Origin of the sequence: Mesorhizobium sp. AR02, from assembly GCF_024746835.1 — a bacterium.
Classification (GTDB): domain Bacteria; phylum Pseudomonadota; class Alphaproteobacteria; order Rhizobiales; family Rhizobiaceae; genus Mesorhizobium.
Genome location: NZ_CP080531.1, coordinates 5,153,652 through 5,170,980 on the forward strand (window position 1 = coordinate 5,153,652; position 17,329 = coordinate 5,170,980).

Genomic DNA, 17,329 nt, shown 5'->3' on the forward strand with positions numbered 1-17,329 from the left:
CCTGGCCGACGGCGCGCTCTCAAGTGCTGCCGAAGGCGCACCCTTGGATGGAGCCTGGACATGGCAAGCTACAGCGACGCCGAATTGCAAGAGATCGCCCGCTGGCTGAAGGACGGGCTTTCAGCCTCGAGGATCGCGGCGGCGTTCAGCGCGCTGCGCGGCAGTCCGGTCTCGCGCAACGCCATCATCGGCATCGTCCATCGCAACGCCATGCTGGGTGCGATCGGTTTCGCCAATGGCCGGGGGATGCCGCTGGTCGTGAGGCAAGCTGCCGGCGAACGGACAATGCGCAAGCCGGCGGCCGCAAAGCAAGCAAAGGGCAAGGCCAGTGGTGGCAAGGCGGCTGCGGAAAAGCGCGCCGGCGTCCCTGCCGCCGAGGGTGCGCGCAAGAACAAGGCCCGACCCAGGCACGACTCCTCGCCGGCCTGGCTGCCGCCGCGCCTGTTCGTGCGCGAGGTGGGCGTGCTGATCGCCGATGGCGAAGCCTATCGATTCAAAGTGCCGGCGCCGCCGCGCGGGCCGATCGGCCGCCAGCCGCATGGCGTGGCGATGCGCTTCATCGACTGCCTGTTTGACCGCTGCCGCGCGCCGCTCGACCTGACGCTGGAAGAGGATCCGGAGAGCGACGCGCCGGGCAGCCGGCCCGGCGCCGACATGCTGTGCTGCGGCATGGCTACCCGGGCGCTGAAAAGCTACTGCAACTACCACCAGGCGCGGTTTCAGAGGCGGGTTTGCGGGGCGGGGTGAGCATCCCTCTCCCCGTCACTATACGGGGAGAAGGTGCCGGCAGGCGGATGAGGGGCGGCGCTGAGGTGGCAGGATTGAAAGCAGACATGAACTTCAAGCATCCTACCGAAGCGCTGGCGCTGCCTGCCTTGCCGGGCGTTCGTTGTTCGAAAAGCCAAGCAATTGGCTTTTCGTCCGCTGCGCGGACCACGCCTCACCCCCGTGAACGGGGAGAAACAGGCAGCGTCCCCGTCACGCTATTTCGGCATCTGCCGGCCCTGCTTGGGCATGCGACTTTGCACGGAACGTGCCTCCAGCCGCATCGGCGGGCCGCTGGCTTCAACCAATATGCCGCTGACGCGGGCAAAGCCGGTGAACACCTTTATCGCGTCGGATTCGGAAATTTGTGCCGCGATGGCGGCACTGCAGGCGTTGAGCGCGCTGCGGTAGACGTGGCCGCGCCGTTCGATCGGCCAGCGCTGCAGGAAATCGGCTGCGTCGCTGACGCTGTCGATCTCTTCGATATTCCCGTCCAGGGAGACTTTGAGCGGCACTCCGGTTTTCATCGTACCCACGGCGTTCACCTTCAATCTCAGCGCGGCTTTAAAGCCTGCGCTTATAAACGCACAAGGCCGCCACGCGGTTGCATCGCCTTCGCGCCGGTTTCACGGGTTGGCGGCGGCGTCGAGCCAATCATGCGCCCGGCTTCTCGGCTTGGCCACCAATATGCCCTGTTGCCTGGCGGCTTTGCCGAAGGCTTCGAAGGCGGTGCGCGGGCAGCAAGTGCCCTCGACCGCCAGCCTGACCAGCCTTGCGGCATCGAGATAGGCTTGTGCTGCCTTGTCGGGCCATTGCTGGCGCAGCGCGGTCTCGGCATCGGCGACCGAACCGATCAGCATCGTCTTGTTGTCGCAAAAGCGCAGCGTAACCGGCATGAAAGCCGTCATCGGCAAACCTCCCTCTGGCATGGTCGCGACATAACGTGCGGGCCGGCGGCTGGTTCCATTAGCTTGCGTGTAAGCATGGGCCCGGCATGAGCGAGCGGCCCTTCATGCAGCTTTACGTCTCCGATTTCGTCGGCGACACGTTGCAGCTCTCCACCGAACAGATCGGCGCCTACATGCTCATGCTGATGGCGATGTGGAATGCCGGCGGGCGGCTGCCCGACGACGATGCCAAGCTCGCAAGGGTTGCGCGGCTTTCGCTCAAGAAGTGGCGCGCCATCAGCGCCGATCTGTTGACCTTCTTCGAGCGCGAGGCGGGCGAGATCGGCCACAAGAGGCTGACGAAAGAACTGCACAAGGCGCAGGTCAAAAGCGAGGCGAGGGCCGCCGCCGGAGCGCGCGGCGGCGTGGCTACGGCCTTGAAAACAAAGGCGCATGCGAGGCCAAATGCCGGCGCTTTGCCGCGGCATTTTCCAGACTCCAGAAACCAGAGTGAAAAAGCTTCCGCTTTTTCCCCTGAAAATGCGCAGCATTTTTCGGCTCATGGAGAGCAAGAGGCGGCAGGGTTCTCCCCTGAAAATGCGCAGCATTTTTCCCCTGCGGGAAAGACCAGAACAGCTCCCGTTTTCTCGGGGAAGAAACCCGGCTGGCAGCGGCCGAAAACCCATACCGACGCCGCCAACGCCATCATCGAGGAGATCCGCAGCCATGACCGCAGCCGAACTGCAGCAGGCGACGAAGGCGCTGGCCGCGATGTTCTCATGCTTCCCGCAATCCGCCCTGACTGATGTCGAGATGCAGATGCGCGGTTATCTCGGCGCGGTGCGCGACGCCGAGCTTGCCGATCTGCAGGCCGCCATCCAGCGCTTCGTGCGCGGCGAGGTGAGGAGCGGCAACGCCCAGTTTTGCCCGTCGAGCGCGCAGCTCTGCATCGAGGTGCGGGAGCGGCGGGTGATGCGCGAGCTGATGGCGCGGCGAAGCTTGGGTTCCTCGCCCCCGCAGAGCGGGGGAGAGGTGGCCCGGCGAAGCCGGGACGGAGAGGGGGACGCCCTCAACCAAGCCAAAGCCGGCTGAGGATGGAGCACGAGACCACGTGTTGCACCGCGCCGTTTTCTTTCCGACCGCGCGCTGCCCCCGCTCCGTCTCGGGCTTCGCCCGATCCACCTCTCCCCCACTCCGTGGGGGCGAGGAACCCAAGTCCTGCAAAGCCCAGCCACCATCCAAAACCCACCCAAACCCAAGGAGCCACCCATGCCCAAAAAATCCAAAGCCGCCAAACCGCAGGCACCGAAACTGCCGAAGGGCGAGGCCGAGCAGGTGCGCATCCGCCGCGAGGTCGGCCATGATTTCGCGCTCAGCGACGACGCCTTCGGCCGCAAGCGGCTGGCCGCCGGCACGGCTGAAGCGCGGCGCGTCTACGAGGTGTCGAATGACGGCTACACCTCCACCGGCGGCATCGTGCGGGTGCGCACTATCGACCCGCTGGTCGGCATCACCTCGCTGTCGCGCCAGCAGCGCGAGGTCGGCCAGCGCTACCGCGAGGATTTCCAGTGCAGCCACCAGGCCAGCGTCAAGCCGATGCGCTGGACCGAGCGCGTCGACGGCGGCCGCCACGGCGGCGGTATCGCCGACAACGTGCTCGACGCCGGCCGCGCGCATGCCGCCGCCACAAGGGCGCTGGGGCACTGGGAGGTCGCGGCGGTGGTGCAGAAGGTCTGCTGCGCGGGGGAGTCGGTCAAAGCTGTGGCGGAACAGACCGGCGAGGGCAGGGATGTGGTGACGAAGCTGCTGAAGGTCGGGTTGGATCTGCTGGCGGTGCACTATGGGATGATGATGGGGCGGTGAGGGGGGCGCCTTGAACAGGTCGACCGCCTAGCCTAGAACTTGGTCGACAATTGCCTCTAGCACTTCATCACGATGCCGCAGTTTTGGTGGGTCAATCATAATCAAACAGCCCGCCAAGAGATTGATGGGCAGTATCTCTGGTCACCCAAAACTGAAAGCAACGGCGCGCGCAGTGAGTTCTATAAGAACATGCGTCGGGCCACGCCCGGCGATCTAGTCATGTCGTTCTTCGATCAAGCCATACGCTATGTCGGCAGAGTGACGGAGTTCGCTTTTACGGCGCCTAAGCCGGCCGAATTTAAGGAGACTGGATCTTACTGGAACCAGGAAGGCTGGCTTCTCCCTGTATTCTGGACACCGCTTGTGCCGCCCGTACGCCCCAAGGCATTGATAGATGTGTTAGGACCGCATTTGCCGACTAAGTACTCGCCAATCAATCCCAACTCGGGATCAGGCAATCAAAAAGCCTACTTGGCAAGCGTCTCCCCAGAGGTGTTTCAAACGATTGTCGATCGCGCTGCCTTTGACCGCACCGCTCTGGCGCGTGGTGGGGCCAACAGCCTTACCTTTGAAGTGGTCAATGAATTGCTCGAGGATGCAGTCGAGCGCTGGATCAACGAGGATCTAACCCTCGAGGACACCGTCAAGAAGAGCGTGATTCAAGCGCGTCGCGGCCAAGGGAAATTTCGCGCCAACGTTGAGACTATCGAGCGTTCATGCCGACTTACCGGTGTCACCAATCCCTCGCTTCTGATCGCGAGTCATATCACGCCTTGGCGCCTGTGCTCGTCAGCACAGGAACGACTTGATGGCATGAATGGCCTGCTCCTCACGCCGGACGCCGACCACCTGTTTGACCGTGGATTCATCAGTTTTGGCGACGATGGCGAGGTTCTTGTCTCCTCACGTGTCGATAAAACAGATTTGCAACGTCTCGGATTCGAGCAATTAGCAATGCAGCGCTTCGGCTTTGCCGAAGCCCCCTCGGTCTGGCGTACCGGAGCCTTCAGCCCGTCGCAGCAAAGTTACCTTACACATCATCGGGCAGATGTGTTTGTGGCCTGACGGAAGAATCCAGCCACTCTCAAAACAGCGCCCTCTCCAACGGCCCCTCCAGCGTCTCCGCAAACGCGGTCGCCAGATGATGCCTGTCACGAAACGCCAGTTTGCCTGATATGAAGACGTGGCATTCGGTCGGGCCGCAGAAGCGGTCGGTGAGGTCGACGTAGAGCGTGTCGGGTACGCTTTTGACTACGGCGCGCTCTTCCGCCGCGGCGCTGTCATTGGCGGCCTCAGCCCTCGGCGTGTCGCAGCGCGAGGGGGCTTCGCGCCACCATAAAGCGCGGGCCACGCAGGAATCGGCGAAACTGTCGCCGATCGGCGTGTCGCGGATGACGGCGGTCTCGACGCCGGCCTGGCTGAAGGCCTGCAGTGTGGAGCGCAGGCCGGCCTGCCAGCGCGCGGTCTCGGCCTTGCGGCCGGCGGCAGGCATGTCGCGCGTCAGATTGCCGATCGAGAATTCCGAGATCACCACCAGGCGCGGCTTGCGGCGGATGATGTCCGCGATCGCCTGTTCGCGCCAGGCGTCGCATTCGGTGTAGTCGCGCTTCAGCGCCGTGCTGAAGGTCGACAGCCGCGAGGCGCGGCACGAGGATTTGAGATAGGTGACGACCTTGGTGTCGTTGCGCCTGGCCGCCTCGACCAGCGGCGTCGACCAGTGGTCGGCGTGCGAATCGCCAAACAGCACGATGGTGTGGGCGGCGTCGGCCGGGCCGAACGTGCAGGGTTTCGGCGTCACGGTGTGGAAGTCGAGCAGGCAGTTGGCATCCGTGGCACGCGCGGTGGAGGGCTGTTCGGCGGCCTGTTCGATGCCGCGCTGGGCCGGGTCGATATTGCGCGTGGCCAGATGCGCATTGGCAAAGGCCACCGCCACGCCCACACCGGTCAGCGCCAGGGCGGGAATGAGTGCGCGGCCGCCCATCGTCAGCCAGCCGCCGCGCCGTGCCGGGTTCTCGATCAGATGATAGGTCAGGAACGCCAGCGCCAGCGCCAGCGCGCCGCAACCGAGGCGCTGCGGGATGGTGAGATCCGGCGCCAGCATGCCGGCATAGACGATGACAGGCCAGTGCCAGAGATAGAGCGAATAGGAGAGCGCGCCGATCCATTGCAGTGGCGGCAGCGACAGTGCGGCGGCGGGCGTGAGGGCCTGCCAGCCGTTTGGGCTGGCTGTCTCTGCGTCGCTGTCTTCGCCCGCGCCGCTCAGCAGCACCAGCACCGTGCCGGCGACCGGCAGCAGCGCATACCAGCCGGGGAAGGGCAGGTCTTCGCTCAAGCAGAGATAGGCGACGGCGATCAGCGCCAGGCCGAGCCAGCCCTGCACCGCGCGCAGCCATGCGCGGTTCTGCAGCAATGCCGCCGGCGCCAGCGTCGCCAGGCCGCCGGCGGCGAACTCCCAGGCGCGCAGCGGCGAGAAGTAGAAGGCCCAGGCCGGCGAGAGGCTGGTCAGCCACAGGCAGGCGGCGAAGGAGGCGAGGCCGGCGATGCCGATCACGATCACCGCCATGCGCTTGCCCGGCTGCAGCCAGGCGGCGAACAGCAGCAGCGCCGGCCAGACGAGATAGAACTGCTCCTCCACCGACAGCGACCAGAAGTGGATGAACGGATTGCCTAGGGCATCCGCGGCGAAATAGTCGAACGACCAGCGCAGCAGCCACAGATTGATGGCATAGGCCGAGGCGAACATGGCGCCGCGCGAATAGAGCGCCTGCTCCTGCGGCGCCAGGATGAAAGTGCCAGCGGCCAGCGTCGCCAGGATGACGAACAGGGCTGCCGGCAAAAGCCGCCGGGCGCGGCGGGCATAGAAGCGCCAGAGGTCGAGCCGGCCGGTCTCGGTGATCTCGCGCATCAGGTGCGTCGTGATCAGCCAACCGGAGATGACGAAGAAGATGTCGACGCCGGCAAAGCCGCCTGGCAGTGCGGTGAGGCCGAAATGATAGGCAACGACGCCGCCGACGGCCAGCGCACGCAATCCCTGTATGTCTGGCCGGAACGATGCCGCCATGACAGCTCCTTCGTTAAGCCCAGCCCGCCTCGCATGTCGGCCCGGTCAGCCGATATCGCAATGCAACAGGTTTTTGCAGTGCAACATGGCCAGAACAAGGAAGCGGACAAAATCACAGGATGTCTCGACCGGCGACGGTGGCACGGTCGCGAATGCCGGCCGCTGATCACGAAACCTTGTTGAGCCCTTTGCTTGACAAGCAAGGGCTTCCGTAGCGACCTGCACGCGGCAGATCTTGGGGTATTGGGGCATTCCATGAAGAAGACTTACGAAAAACCGGTCCTGGTGAAGCGCGAGAAGCTGTCCAGCGTCGTCGCGTTCGTGGTGTCCGGCCCGTTCTGATCGGGACAAGCCCGAGCATTTTCGCCGTGGTGACAGTGCAACACCGCGGCGTTTCCGGCCGCCTGTACCGGGCCGACATGTCGGCCGCGGCTTGACGCAATCCGTCCATGGTGCAATCTCGTTTTGTCACTTGGGGCAAGGGGACAGCAATGAAGAAGACCCACGAAAAGCCGACGCTGCGCAAGCGCGAGCAGCTCTCCCGCGTCACCGCGATCATCGCCGTGTCAGGAAAGCCCGTCTAATCCGGCAGGGATTCATCGCCCGTAGCTAGCGGCCAGCTTAGCCTGTCGCCCGGGTACCGCGCGCGGCGTAGAGGCCGGCGGCCGCCGCGAAGATGACCAGGGCGGCAAACACCGCCAGCTTCTGTGGCGTCGCGCCCTGCGGGCCGAAGGCAACGACATACATGATGCGGCCGGGAATGAAGGTCAAAAGCCCGGTAATGATCAGGCCGAAAATGTAGGTGCCCTGCATGATGCGGCGGTGCGCGGCAATGTTGCCGCCGCGCGCGGCCCGCACGCCGCGCCACAGCATCACCAGCACCAACAGCGACAGAAGGTGGATCGGGCTGAACGGTCCCCACAGCCGGATCGTCCAGATGAACAGGCCGGAGCCGGCAACCGTCGCCATCAGCGCCACCCAGACACGGCCAAGCGCCCGGTGCAGCCGGTCGCCCTTGGTGCGCCAGAGCTGGATGGCGCCGAGCAGCAGCGCGGCGATGGCGATCAGCGCATGGAGCTGGATGACGGGCGAGGCATGGAGCAAAGGGCTGAGCGACATCGGTGTTCTCCGGGGGCGGCCTCGGGCAGGCCTGCCTTGCGGATTATCGTCGACGCAGCTGTGGCGGGGCAAGACCGCACGAACCGGCATCGGGCGACCGCGCTGGCCTCGGTCAATGTCACAACTGAGGGCGGCTATTCGGTGATCATCAGAAAAAGCGACGGCGGACCGATCAATATCAACACGGCGAACTGGAAATACATCGTCAGAGCATGGGCCTAATTCGGCTGTCAGGCTGGAAACTCAAGACCTGGCTCGCACAGGCACAGAGTCAACTTTCTCTGCCGCTTGGAAAAATGTTTCTCTGCCGCTTGGAAAAATGGTCTGTTACGGAAGTACCAAAAAGCACGCGCAGCCTCTGCATTGACCCTATCGATCATCCGCTTGTTGATGTGGGCTCTCGGGGCGATTTGGACCAAGCTTGGTGGTATCTTGTCCACGACGAAATGCGCTTGGGTGCATAGGGCCGGCACTAACTGGTAGATTGTGTTCCGCGCCGCCGTCATCTGATTTGGGCTGAAGAGAGCAACGTCAACCGCTGCCTTAAGGCGTTTGGTGCTGTTGGACAGCCTCTCTGCGGCATTTCTTGAAACTATGTAGCCGCACGCACCCAGATGTTGTCCCAGAAGCCGCCTGGCTGAGTACCCTTCCGTAACGGCAACGTGCTGGCTACCCAACCTCACTCGATTGAAGAATGTTTCTAGTTTGATGATATCGGCAGTTGGCGGAATCCAACTGCTGTCAGCCAGCACGGACCCGGCGTCATAACTGAAGACAACATCGTCCTCGAACACGGCACCATATTCGTCGGGGCCATCTGCGATTATTTTCCAACAGCGACGATGGCTGAGAAAACAACAAACCTCAGTCGCGGTAAGCGGGGGCGCTGCAAACGGAAGCCCTTCTTCCACGTCAACCCCGGCGACACGTTCAAAGGCAACCCTAATACGAGAAAATTCAGATGCTACGGCGACAAGCCGTTCAACTGACCGATCAAGATTAATTACCAAGCATTTCATTTTTGCCCCCCGCTTAAAACGGCACCAATAGCAGCGGGGTTTTTGGAGTGCTAGTCAAACCCGCTACAATTGCACTACGCCACGCCAACAGGATCGCTTCGTCGGCCCTTTTTGAGGCGGCACATGGCTGAATCCTCTGCCGTTTTCAACCCGATCGGCGGAATGACAGGGCAGTACCTCCAAAAGGCGAGTAATGCCGATTACGGCACGGCATGAGTGACGCTGCCTGTCTACTATATGCCCGGCTGGACGGATGTTGCGGTAGCTGATGGCGGAACAGGAGCAAGCACCCCTGCCAGGGTTCGCACAATCTTGGATATGTCCGTCGGAAGCTTGAAACCGTCCCGGGGTTCCATCGTATGCCGACGCGAGAGCTCTTTTGTTGCCGGATGGAAGCGCAATAACCCGTCACTCACGTGGGTGGTGACCGACGCCGAGCCGGTCGGACGTGCCAGCGTCCGGCCGATTTGAAAACTTGCCGGCTGCGTGATTGTTCCCCGCCGGCGGCCTCAAAAAATGCCCCACCGGCAGGACCGGCGGGGCATTGATCGGAGGTCTGCGATCGCCTGGGAGGCGATCGCGGGAGCAACGAGAACGCCGCGCGAAAAGTTTCACTGTTTTTCTGCGCCGGATTGCCGATGGCTGTTGAAGCGGGCCTCAGCCTCTTGCTGCCCGCCGGCCCTGGCCGCGCCGGGCCAGAAGGTTCGCCACAACCAGCAGCACGATCGACAGCGCCATCATCAGCGTCGCCGCGGCGGTGATGGCGGGCGAGAGTTTTTCGCGCAGGCCGATGAACATTTCGAGCGGCATGGTGCGCTGGCCGGCACTTGCCAGGAACTGCACCACCACCACCTCGTCGAAGGAGGTGACGAAGGCGAAGGCAGCGCCCGAGAGCACGCCGGGCAGGATTAGCGGCAGCATCACGCGGAAGAAGGCGGTCAGCGGTTTCGCGCCGGAGATGGCGGCGGCGCGCATCAGATTGCGGTCGAAGCCGGTGAGGCTGGCGCCGACGGTGACGACGACGAAGGGGCTGGCAAGCGCCGTGTGCGCCAAAATGATGCCGGCATAGGTGCTGGCCAGCCCAACGCGGGCGTAGAACAGATACGAGCCGACGGCGGTGATCACCACCGGCACGATCAGCGGCGAGAGCAGCAGCGGCATGACGATGCGGCGGCCGGGAAATTTCTCGTTCGACAAAGCGATGGCCGTCAGCGTGCCGAGCGTGGTGGCGATCAGCGTCGTGCCGAAGGCGACGATCAGGCTGTTGCCGATCGCCGACTGCCAGCGCTGCGTGCCCAGCACCACCTCGTACCAGCGCGTCGACAGGCCTTCGAGCGGGAAGATGAAGAAGGCGCCGCTGTTGAAGGAGAGCGGCACGGGGATCAGGATCGGCACCAGCAGGAACAGGATGACCAGCCCGCACCACAGCCAGAGCAGCGCGACGCGGATGCGTTCACCAGGGGTGGGGTAAGGCGAGAACAGCATGGCTACACCATCTTCAGGCGGTCGAGGCCGAGGATCCGGGCGAAGATGCCGAACAGGGCCAGGGTGAAGACGAGCAGGATGAAGCTCAGTGCGGCCGCCATCTCCCAGTTCAGTTCGACATTGACGTAGTTGGCGATGAAATTGCTGATCAGCTGGTCGCTGGCGCCGCCGATCAGGGCAGGGGTGATGTAGTAGCCGAGGCACAGGATGAAGGTGAGCAGGCATCCCGCCATGACGCCCGGGAAAACCTGCGGGAGATAGACGCGCCGGAAGGCGGTGAACGGCTTTGCGCCGAGCGAATAGGCGGCCTTCATCTGCGAGGGCGCGATGGTGCGCATGACGGAGTAGATCGGCAGCAGCGTGAAGGGCAGCTGGATATGCGTCATGGCGATGATCAGGCCGATGCGGCTGTACATCAGGTCGAGCCGCTCGGAGGCGATGCCGAGCCACAGAAGCAGGTCGTTGACCAGGCCGAATTTCTGCAGCAGCACCGTCCAGGCGGCGGTGCGCACCAGGATCGAGGTCCAGAACGGCAACAGCACCGCCACGATCAGGATCGCCGCCAGCCCCTTCGGCACGCTCGATATGAGATAGGCGAGGGGAAAGCCGAGCAGCAGAGTGGCAAACGTGACGGCGGCGGCGACGAAGAAGGTGCGCAGGAACACTTGCAGGAAGATCGCCTGTTCGGGCGGCACCCGCTCGATGCCGCCATCGGCGTTCCACCTGAGATCGAGCGCGCTGAGCAGATAGAATGAGGTGATCGCGTGAGTGCCGTTGGCGATCACCGGCCAGGTGCCGGGCGCCGACCAGAACGGCACGGCCTTCATGATCTCGAGCGGCGGCTTGCCGCCGGCGGCTTCGAGCTGGCGCACGGTCTTCAGCACCTGGCTGCGGGCGCCGGGCAGGCGGGCGTTGAGCGCCTTGGCCAGTTCATAGGCGGAGCCCTTGGCCTGGCTGTCGCTGAGGTCCGCGGCGAGCGCGATGAAGGCGGCATCGCCGGGCAGGCCCTGGCCGTTCCAGTCGGCAAGGGCCACGCTGGTGCGCGGCAAGGCGTCGGCGATGGTCGGATCGTAGACGGCGCGCGAGAGCAAAAGCACGATCGGAATGCCGAAGCTCAAGGCCAGAAGCAGGAGCAGGGGTGCAGCCAGCGCCAGCGAACGCAGCCGGTCGCCGAATTCGGCGCGGCGAAGCGCCGCCGACGCGGTTCCGGGATCCGCGCCGGCGGCCGACCGGCCGCGGGCCAGCGCGGGCCGGTCGAGTTCGCTGGGCTGCAAGGCCGACATCCTTACTGGGCCAGCCAGGCGTTGAAGCGCTTGACCAGGTCCTCGCCATAGTCGCCCCAGAACTCGGTGTCGGCGACGAGGTAGGCGCCGGCCAGATGGTCTGGCGCGTTGGGCAGTTTCGGCAAGGCATCGGCCGCGACGAGGGACGCGGCATCGGTGCGCACCGGCCCGTAGGTGATGTAGCTGGCGAGCTTGGCGTTGTTTTCCGGCTTCGAGATATAGGCAAGGTACTTGTAGGCGAGCTCCGGGTTCTTGGCGCCCTTCGGGATGGCGATCATGTCGTATTCGAGGATCTGGTTATTCCAGACGATCTTGAACGGCTTCTTGTCGGTGTCGATGGCGTTCTGGATGCGGCCGTTCCAGGCGGTGGTCATCACCACTTCCTGCGACGCCAGCAATTGCGCCGGCTGCGCGCCGGCATCCCACCAGACGATGTCCTTCTTGATGGTGTCGAGCTTCTTGAAGGCGCGGTCGACGCCGTCCGGCGTCGCCAGCACCTTGTAGACGTCGGCGGGGGCGACGCCATCGGCCATCAGCGCCCATTCCAGATTCTGCGCCGGGAATTTGCGCATGGCGCGTTTTCCGGGGAATTTCTTGGTGTCAAAGAGGTCGAGCACCGAAGTCGGCGCTTCCTTCAGCACGGTGGGGTCATAGGCGAGGATATCGCCGTAAGCATCGAGACCGACACCACAATCGAGCGCTGAACCTTCGATGAATTTGTCGCGAGGACCGATCTTGGAATAGTCGAGGCGTTCGAGTATGCCGGCGTCGCAGCCCTGCAGCACGGTCGCGGTTTCGACCGTCACCAAATCGATCGGCACGTTGCCGGTGTCGACCATGGCTTTGACCTTGCCGAGATCGCCGAGATATTCCTGCTCGAGGATTTTTGCGCCGGTCTCCTTGCTGAACGGTTCGAACCAGGCCTTGCGCTGGGCATCCTGCCAGGCGCCGCCGCTGGCCATGATCGACAATTCGTCGGCGAAGGCATGGCCGATGGTGAAGAGTGCGGTGGCCGCTGTGAATACGAGCAGCCGGGTCTTTGCGATTTTCATTTTTCTTCCCCTGTTTTTGAGATGGACCTGTTTTTGAGATTGGCTGGTTCAGGACGGCCCCGCCTTCGCGGCCGAGGCCTCGGCGGGAAAGGCGCGGCAGTCACCCGGCGCGCAGGAGACCGTGACGGCCTCGCCATTGGCCATTGTCGCTTCGGGGCCGACCTTGACGGTCAGCACCTGGTCGTTGCCGAGCCTGGCGAGAAGACGCAGATGGTCGCCGAGATAGATGCGGCCGTCGACCGTGGCGGGCAGGGCGTTGCCGCCGGCCGGCGTCAGGCTCAGCCGCTCGGGGCGGATGGCGACGTGGCAGGCAGTGCCTTGCGCTACGCCGATGGCGAGCGCGGTGAGCTCGCCGCCGCCATTCAGCCGCACGTGGCATTCCTGGCCGGAGACGCGGTCGACGACGCCTTCCAGCGTGTTGTTCTCGCCGATGAAGCTCGCCACGAAGGAGCTTTGCGGGGCGTTGTAGAGATCGTCGGGCGAGCCGAGCTGGGCAATGGCGCCATTGTTGAACACGGCGACGCGGTCCGACATGGTCAGCGCCTCGCTCTGGTCATGGGTGACGTAGACGATGGTGACGCCGAGCATGGTGTGGATCTGCTTGATCTCGAGCTGCATGTGCTCGCGCAATTTCTTGTCGAGCGCACCCAGCGGCTCGTCCATCAGCACCAGGCTCGGCTCGAAGACCAGCGCGCGGGCCAGCGCCACACGCTGCTGCTGGCCGCCGGAAAGCTGCGCCGGCTTGCGGTCGCCGAACTGCTTCAGCCGCACCATGTCCAGCGCGCGGCCGACGCGGCCGGCAATGTCGGCCTTGCTGACCTGGCGCACCGAAAGCGGGAAGGCGACGTTCTCCTCGACGCTCATATGCGGAAACAGCGCGTAGTTCTGGAACACCATGCCGATGTTGCGCTGGTAGGGCGGCAAGCGGTCGACCGGCCTGCCTTCCAGCGTGATGGTACCGCTGGTCGGCCGTTCGAAACCGGCCAGCATGTTGAGCGTCGTCGTCTTGCCCGAGCCGGAAGGGCCGAGCAGGGTCAGGAATTCGCCTCGCGCGACGCCGAGGTTCAGCCGCGTCACCGCGAAGGCGCGGCCGTCATAGGATTTCTCGACATCGATGAAATCGACGAAAGCCGGGCCGGCGGCAGGCGCCGCTGCCAGGGTGGCGAGACCGGCGCTCATCGGGTGCCGCCCCGAAGCATTCCGCTCATTTGGCAGTCTGAAACACTATGCGGCTTGTGATGCATGGTTCCGTCCCTTTGGATGCTCGCATCTCGGCGGGTCATTCAAACTTGTATGCTCACACAATCTATCTGAAATTGAGCATAGATGCATACAACTTTGACCGTCAAGCCGGTATTTGCCACGATTGTGTGATATTTTTCCGTTGGGGAGGCCGAATTGATGTCACACAAGTGCTATTGTCCGGCGAATTGTCTTATGCTAAGCCCACGACGAAGCCGAAGCCCCGAATCCATCCAGCATGCTCAGTGATCTCCGCCTTACCGACGATGAAAGTCCGGTCTATCGCCGTCTGGCCGACGCGATCGCCGAGCGCATCAGTGCGGGTACGCTGGCGGTCGGCGACCGGTTGCCGCCGCAGCGCGACATTGCGCGCGCGCTCGGCATCAACGTCACCACGGTGACGCGGGCACTGGCGACGCTGCAGCAGCGCGGCCTGCTGGAGGCGCGGCCGGGACGGGGCACCACAGTGGCTGCCAGGCAGGCGGCCGAGCGGCCCGGTTTCGTCTCGGCGCCGAGCGACGAGAGCGGCATCATCGACCTCTCGGTCAACCGGCCCGCCACCTCGGCCTATCTCGACGCGCTGGCGGCGCTGTTGCCGGGCCTGCCCAGGGATCCGCACTATGCTTCGCTGCAGGACTACCATCCGCCGGAAGGGCCGCTGTGGGCACGCGTGGCCGTCGCCGACTGGCTGAAAACCGTTGCCGGCGACGGCGACCCCGGTCGCGTGGTGCTGGCGGCCGGCGCCCAGCACGGGCTCGACTGCCTGCTTGGCGCGGTGACAAGGCAGGGCGAGGTGGTGCTGGCCGACGAGGTGACCTATCAGGGCATCAACGCACTCTGCCGCGTGCATGGGCTCGATCTCAGGGGCGTCGCCATGGATCGCGGCGGCATGCGGCCGGATGCTTTCGACGCCGCCTGCGCGCAGCTCCGCCCCCGCGCGGTATTCCTGGTGCCGACGCTGCACAATCCCACGACGATTACGCTCAGCGAAGCGCGCCGCCACGAGCTTGCCGCTGTCGCCCGCCGCCACAATGTGATGATCATCGAGGATGACGTCTACCGGCCGCTGGCCGACGAGGCCTTGCCCTCCTTCGCCAGCCTGGAGCCGGAGCTGACGGTGCATATCGGCGCGCTGTCGAAATGCCTGGCGCCGGGTCTGCGGCTCGGCTTCGTCATCGCGCCGCGCGCCATTGCCGGCCAGGTGGCGGCGGCGCTGCGCATCAATTGCTGGAGCATCAGCCCGCTGACGGCGCTGATCGGCGCGCGGATGATCGAGGACGGGGCGGCAGCGCGCATCATCGAGGTGCAGAAGCACGAGCTGCGCCAGCGCCAGGCGATCCTCAGCGAAATTCTCGGCGGCTATGACGTCCAGAGCCAGCCGAGCGCCACCCATGCCTGGCTGCGGCTGCCCGAGCCCTGGCGCGGCGCCGGTTTTGCCCGCACCTGCCTGGAGCGCGGCGTTGCTTTGCTGCCGGGCGATGCCTTCGCCGTCGGCCGCGAGCCGGTCCAGCACGGCGTGCGCATCAATGTGGGTGCTGCGCGTTCGCAGGACGATCTGCGCACGGCGCTGACCACCATGGCGGAGCTGCTGTCGGCCGGGCATCTGCAATTGCCGGGTTTTGTCTGAGGTCAGGAAATCACACGGTGACAGAGAAGAACGTCGAGATCGCCATCATCGGCGCTGGCGTGGTCGGGCTGGCGACGGCGCTGCGCCTGGCCAGCGACGGCCGCGAAGTCCTGCTCATCGATCCCAACGAGCCGGGCTCGGGCGCCTCGTTTGGCAATGCCGGCACGCTGGCCGAATATGCCTGCATGCCGGTTGGCAATCCGGCCGTGCTGCGCGCGTTGCCAAAGCTGCTTCTCGACGCCGACAGCCCGTTTTCGCTGCGCTGGACAGCGCTGCTGCACCTGGCGCCGTGGCTGCTGAGGTTCGTCAGGCAATCGCTGCCGGCCGCCACCCATGCCAACGCCGTGGCGATGGCCGGCCTGCTGGCCGATTCCCTGCCGGCCTGGGAGGAGATGGCTGCCGAGGCCAATGCCGGGGATCTGCTGCGCCGCAATGGCTGCCTCTATCTCTATTGCCGCCCGAGCGATCTTGCCGGCGGCGCGTCGAGCCGGGCGTTGCGCGCCGAATTCGGCGTCCATCAAAAAGTGCTGGATGCGCGCGAGGTCGCTGTGCTCGAGCCCAACCTGCCGCCGGTCACCGGTGGCGGCCTGTTTTTTCCGGATTCGATGAACCTGACCGATCCGGCCCTTTTGATGCGCCGGCTGCTCGACGCTGCCATTCAGCGCGGCGTTGCCGTCGAGCGGGCGACGGTTTCCAGCCTGAAGGCCGACAGCGCTGGCGTCGCGCTTGGCGGCGCTGGCCTCAATGTCAGGGCAAAAAAGGTGGTGATCGCGGCCGGTGCCTTCTCGCGGCCGCTGGCGGCACAGGCCGGCGACCGCATCCCGCTCGAAACCGAGCGCGGCTATCACCTCGAATTCGCCACGCCGGCGCCGGTGCTGACGCGGCCGGTGTGTCCGGTCGATCTCGGTTTCTACATGACGCCGATGGCCGGCCGGCTGCGTGTCGCCGGCACGGTGGAACTCGGACGCCAGGCCGCGCCACCCAATCCGCGCCGGCTGGCGCTGCTCGATCGCGGCGTGCGCCAGTTCTTCCCGGCGCTCGGCCAGCCTTCGTCAAAATGGCTCGGCTTTCGGCCGTCGCTGCCGGATTCGAGGCCCGTCATCGGCCCGTCGCCCGGCAATCCTGATATCATCTACGCCTTCGGCCATGGCCATCTCGGCTTGACGCTGGCGGCCGTCACCGCGCGGCTGGTTGGCGACCTTATCGCCGACCGGCGGCCCAACAGCGAAAGACTTGCGCCTTTCGCCGCCGGCCGTTTCTGACCTTGATATCCATCGCCGAGGTTTCGAGGCGATGGCCGTTCGCCAGCAATTCTAGAAGGCTTCGTCCTTGTGCGGTTTCCGGGTCAGCGCGCGCGCCGCATCCGCTCCCGCGGCGAGGATGCGGTCCGACAATTCCGTTCCTTCCACTGCACGGGCCAATTGAAGGGCGCCGATGAGCGCGGCGAAGACGCCCAACGCCACGCCTTCCGGATCGCGGGTGTGCGGCGGCAGGTCCTTGGCCAATTGGTGCACCAGGGTCAGCAGCTTTTCGGTGTAGAGAGCGCGCGTCTCGGCCGGTTGGCGCGCGATTTCCGGCAACAGCGCGGCGGAAGCACAGCCGGTCTGCGGATGATCCCGGTGCTCGGGCGACAGATACATCGCCATGGCCAGTTCCAGGCCGCCTGAGGCCAGTGCCTCCTGCAATTGCTGCGACTGGATCTCCAGTGCCGATGCCATGCTCTCGCGCACGAGGTCGGCCTTGGACTGGAAGTGCGGATAGAAGGCGCCGTTCGTCATCCCGGCGTCGCTCATGATGCTGGCCAGCCCGGACGCGGCGATGCCGTCACCGCGGAAGCGGTTCGAAGCGACCTCCATGATCCGGCTGCGTGATGCGTCCTTCCGGCCCTTGTCATAGCGCATGATGGCTCCTTCTCGTTTTCCTATT

General features: G+C 64.7%; 19 protein-coding genes. 9 read left to right on the plus strand and 10 right to left on the minus strand.

What is annotated here, in order from left to right; genetic code table 11:
* The first annotated feature begins 60 nt into the window (after window positions 1–60).
* Window positions 61–747, plus strand: a complete 687-nt coding sequence (locus DBIPINDM_RS29060) for a GcrA cell cycle regulator (RefSeq protein WP_258582416.1) — start codon at window positions 61–63, stop codon at window positions 745–747.
* A 236-nt stretch (window positions 748–983) separates the two neighbouring features.
* Here the strand turns inward: DBIPINDM_RS29060 and DBIPINDM_RS29065 are convergent, their stop codons facing one another.
* Both DBIPINDM_RS29065 and DBIPINDM_RS29070 read right to left on the minus strand, forming a co-directional pair.
* Window positions 984–1,292 carry a DUF982 domain-containing protein gene (locus tag DBIPINDM_RS29065; protein WP_258589371.1) on the minus strand — a complete coding sequence of 103 codons (309 nt, stop codon included), beginning with the start codon at window positions 1,290–1,292 and terminating at the stop codon, window positions 984–986.
* Between the two features lie 99 nt (window positions 1,293–1,391).
* Window positions 1,392–1,673 carry a DUF982 domain-containing protein gene (locus DBIPINDM_RS29070; RefSeq protein WP_258582417.1) on the minus strand — a complete coding sequence of 94 codons (282 nt, stop codon included), beginning with the start codon at window positions 1,671–1,673 and terminating at the stop codon, window positions 1,392–1,394.
* A gap of 86 nt (window positions 1,674–1,759) precedes the next feature.
* On the opposite strand from DBIPINDM_RS29070, the gene DBIPINDM_RS29075 reads away from it, so the two are divergent.
* The 4 genes from DBIPINDM_RS29075 to DBIPINDM_RS29090 all read left to right on the plus strand — a co-directional run bounded on the left by DBIPINDM_RS29075 (window position 1,760) and on the right by DBIPINDM_RS29090 (window position 4,580).
* Window positions 1,760–2,458, plus strand: coding sequence for a YdaU family protein (locus DBIPINDM_RS29075; protein WP_258582418.1), 699 nt, complete (start codon window positions 1,760–1,762; stop codon window positions 2,456–2,458).
* A complete protein-coding gene (locus tag DBIPINDM_RS29080; RefSeq protein ID WP_258582419.1) occupies window positions 2,379–2,744 on the plus strand; it encodes a hypothetical protein in 366 nt (121 codons plus the stop codon). The genes DBIPINDM_RS29075 and DBIPINDM_RS29080 overlap by 80 nt, the downstream gene beginning before the upstream one ends.
* 177 nt (window positions 2,745–2,921) lie before the next feature.
* Complete coding sequence (locus tag DBIPINDM_RS29085) at window positions 2,922–3,515, plus strand: DUF6456 domain-containing protein (RefSeq protein ID WP_258582420.1); 594 nt, start codon at window positions 2,922–2,924, stop codon at window positions 3,513–3,515.
* Window positions 3,516–3,587: 72 nt separating this feature from the next.
* Window positions 3,588–4,580 (plus strand): HNH endonuclease, encoded by a 993-nt coding sequence (locus DBIPINDM_RS29090; RefSeq protein WP_258582421.1) that lies wholly within the window; start codon window positions 3,588–3,590, stop codon window positions 4,578–4,580.
* Between the two features lie 19 nt (window positions 4,581–4,599).
* On the opposite strand, the gene DBIPINDM_RS29095 is transcribed toward DBIPINDM_RS29090, so the two are convergent.
* On the minus strand, window positions 4,600–6,576 hold the full coding sequence (locus DBIPINDM_RS29095; protein ID WP_258582422.1) for an acyltransferase family protein: 1,977 nt from the start codon (window positions 6,574–6,576) through the stop codon (window positions 4,600–4,602).
* A gap of 192 nt (window positions 6,577–6,768) precedes the next feature.
* On the opposite strand from DBIPINDM_RS29095, the gene DBIPINDM_RS29100 reads away from it, so the two are divergent.
* A complete protein-coding gene (locus DBIPINDM_RS29100) occupies window positions 6,769–6,918 on the plus strand; it encodes a hypothetical protein (RefSeq protein ID WP_258582423.1) in 150 nt (49 codons plus the stop codon).
* Between the two features lie 279 nt (window positions 6,919–7,197).
* Here DBIPINDM_RS29100 and DBIPINDM_RS29105 read toward each other — a convergent pair whose 3' ends face one another.
* Window positions 7,198–7,695 (minus strand): DUF2306 domain-containing protein, encoded by a 498-nt coding sequence (locus tag DBIPINDM_RS29105; RefSeq protein WP_258582424.1) that lies wholly within the window; start codon window positions 7,693–7,695, stop codon window positions 7,198–7,200.
* A gap of 36 nt (window positions 7,696–7,731) precedes the next feature.
* On the opposite strand from DBIPINDM_RS29105, the gene DBIPINDM_RS29110 reads away from it, so the two are divergent.
* Window positions 7,732–7,917 carry a hypothetical protein gene (locus DBIPINDM_RS29110; protein ID WP_258582425.1) on the plus strand — a complete coding sequence of 62 codons (186 nt, stop codon included), beginning with the start codon at window positions 7,732–7,734 and terminating at the stop codon, window positions 7,915–7,917.
* Between the two features lie 8 nt (window positions 7,918–7,925).
* Here DBIPINDM_RS29110 and DBIPINDM_RS29115 read toward each other — a convergent pair whose 3' ends face one another.
* The 5 genes from DBIPINDM_RS29115 to DBIPINDM_RS29135 all read right to left on the minus strand — a co-directional run bounded on the left by DBIPINDM_RS29115 (window position 7,926) and on the right by DBIPINDM_RS29135 (window position 13,713).
* Window positions 7,926–8,714 carry a glycosyltransferase family 25 protein gene (locus tag DBIPINDM_RS29115; RefSeq protein ID WP_258582426.1) on the minus strand — a complete coding sequence of 263 codons (789 nt, stop codon included), beginning with the start codon at window positions 8,712–8,714 and terminating at the stop codon, window positions 7,926–7,928.
* Window positions 8,715–9,371: 657 nt separating this feature from the next.
* Window positions 9,372–10,199 (minus strand): ABC transporter permease, encoded by an 828-nt coding sequence (locus DBIPINDM_RS29120; RefSeq protein WP_258582427.1) that lies wholly within the window; start codon window positions 10,197–10,199, stop codon window positions 9,372–9,374.
* Between the two features lie 2 nt (window positions 10,200–10,201).
* A complete protein-coding gene (locus DBIPINDM_RS29125; RefSeq protein ID WP_258582428.1) occupies window positions 10,202–11,482 on the minus strand; it encodes an ABC transporter permease in 1,281 nt (426 codons plus the stop codon).
* Between the two features lie 2 nt (window positions 11,483–11,484).
* Window positions 11,485–12,534 carry an ABC transporter substrate-binding protein gene (locus DBIPINDM_RS29130; protein WP_258582429.1) on the minus strand — a complete coding sequence of 350 codons (1,050 nt, stop codon included), beginning with the start codon at window positions 12,532–12,534 and terminating at the stop codon, window positions 11,485–11,487.
* A gap of 48 nt (window positions 12,535–12,582) precedes the next feature.
* Window positions 12,583–13,713 carry an ABC transporter ATP-binding protein gene (locus tag DBIPINDM_RS29135; protein WP_258582430.1) on the minus strand — a complete coding sequence of 377 codons (1,131 nt, stop codon included), beginning with the start codon at window positions 13,711–13,713 and terminating at the stop codon, window positions 12,583–12,585.
* A gap of 301 nt (window positions 13,714–14,014) precedes the next feature.
* Here DBIPINDM_RS29135 and DBIPINDM_RS29140 point away from each other — a divergent pair, with 301 nt between their 5' ends.
* A complete protein-coding gene (locus DBIPINDM_RS29140) occupies window positions 14,015–15,403 on the plus strand; it encodes a PLP-dependent aminotransferase family protein (RefSeq protein WP_258582431.1) in 1,389 nt (462 codons plus the stop codon).
* Between the two features lie 17 nt (window positions 15,404–15,420).
* Complete coding sequence (locus tag DBIPINDM_RS29145) at window positions 15,421–16,665, plus strand: NAD(P)/FAD-dependent oxidoreductase (RefSeq protein WP_258582432.1); 1,245 nt, start codon at window positions 15,421–15,423, stop codon at window positions 16,663–16,665.
* Between the two features lie 51 nt (window positions 16,666–16,716).
* Here DBIPINDM_RS29145 and DBIPINDM_RS29150 read toward each other — a convergent pair whose 3' ends face one another.
* Window positions 16,717–17,304, minus strand: a complete 588-nt coding sequence (locus tag DBIPINDM_RS29150; protein ID WP_258582433.1) for a TetR/AcrR family transcriptional regulator — start codon at window positions 17,302–17,304, stop codon at window positions 16,717–16,719.
* Window positions 17,305–17,329: the final 25 nt, after the last annotated feature.

What these genes read in the sequence shown, in the direction of transcription:
- DBIPINDM_RS29060 (WP_258582416.1), top strand. Translation starts at nt 61, where the DNA reads ATGGCAAGCTACAGCGACGCCGAATTGCAAGAGATCGCCCGCTGGCTG.
- DBIPINDM_RS29065 (WP_258589371.1), bottom strand. Translation starts at nt 1,292, where the DNA reads ATGAAAACCGGAGTGCCGCTCAAAGTCTCCCTGGACGGGAATATCGAA.
- DBIPINDM_RS29070 (WP_258582417.1), bottom strand. Translation starts at nt 1,673, where the DNA reads ATGACGGCTTTCATGCCGGTTACGCTGCGCTTTTGCGACAACAAGACG.
- DBIPINDM_RS29075 (WP_258582418.1), top strand. Translation starts at nt 1,760, where the DNA reads ATGAGCGAGCGGCCCTTCATGCAGCTTTACGTCTCCGATTTCGTCGGC.
- DBIPINDM_RS29080 (WP_258582419.1), top strand. Translation starts at nt 2,379, where the DNA reads ATGACCGCAGCCGAACTGCAGCAGGCGACGAAGGCGCTGGCCGCGATG.
- DBIPINDM_RS29085 (WP_258582420.1), top strand. Translation starts at nt 2,922, where the DNA reads ATGCCCAAAAAATCCAAAGCCGCCAAACCGCAGGCACCGAAACTGCCG.
- DBIPINDM_RS29090 (WP_258582421.1), top strand. Translation starts at nt 3,588, where the DNA reads ATGCCGCAGTTTTGGTGGGTCAATCATAATCAAACAGCCCGCCAAGAG.
- DBIPINDM_RS29095 (WP_258582422.1), bottom strand. Translation starts at nt 6,576, where the DNA reads ATGGCGGCATCGTTCCGGCCAGACATACAGGGATTGCGTGCGCTGGCC.
- DBIPINDM_RS29105 (WP_258582424.1), bottom strand. Translation starts at nt 7,695, where the DNA reads ATGTCGCTCAGCCCTTTGCTCCATGCCTCGCCCGTCATCCAGCTCCAT.
- DBIPINDM_RS29115 (WP_258582426.1), bottom strand. Translation starts at nt 8,714, where the DNA reads ATGAAATGCTTGGTAATTAATCTTGATCGGTCAGTTGAACGGCTTGTC.
- DBIPINDM_RS29120 (WP_258582427.1), bottom strand. Translation starts at nt 10,199, where the DNA reads ATGCTGTTCTCGCCTTACCCCACCCCTGGTGAACGCATCCGCGTCGCG.
- DBIPINDM_RS29125 (WP_258582428.1), bottom strand. Translation starts at nt 11,482, where the DNA reads ATGTCGGCCTTGCAGCCCAGCGAACTCGACCGGCCCGCGCTGGCCCGC.
- DBIPINDM_RS29130 (WP_258582429.1), bottom strand. Translation starts at nt 12,534, where the DNA reads ATGAAAATCGCAAAGACCCGGCTGCTCGTATTCACAGCGGCCACCGCA.
- DBIPINDM_RS29135 (WP_258582430.1), bottom strand. Translation starts at nt 13,713, where the DNA reads ATGAGCGCCGGTCTCGCCACCCTGGCAGCGGCGCCTGCCGCCGGCCCG.
- DBIPINDM_RS29140 (WP_258582431.1), top strand. Translation starts at nt 14,015, where the DNA reads ATGCTCAGTGATCTCCGCCTTACCGACGATGAAAGTCCGGTCTATCGC.
- DBIPINDM_RS29150 (WP_258582433.1), bottom strand. Translation starts at nt 17,304, where the DNA reads ATGCGCTATGACAAGGGCCGGAAGGACGCATCACGCAGCCGGATCATG.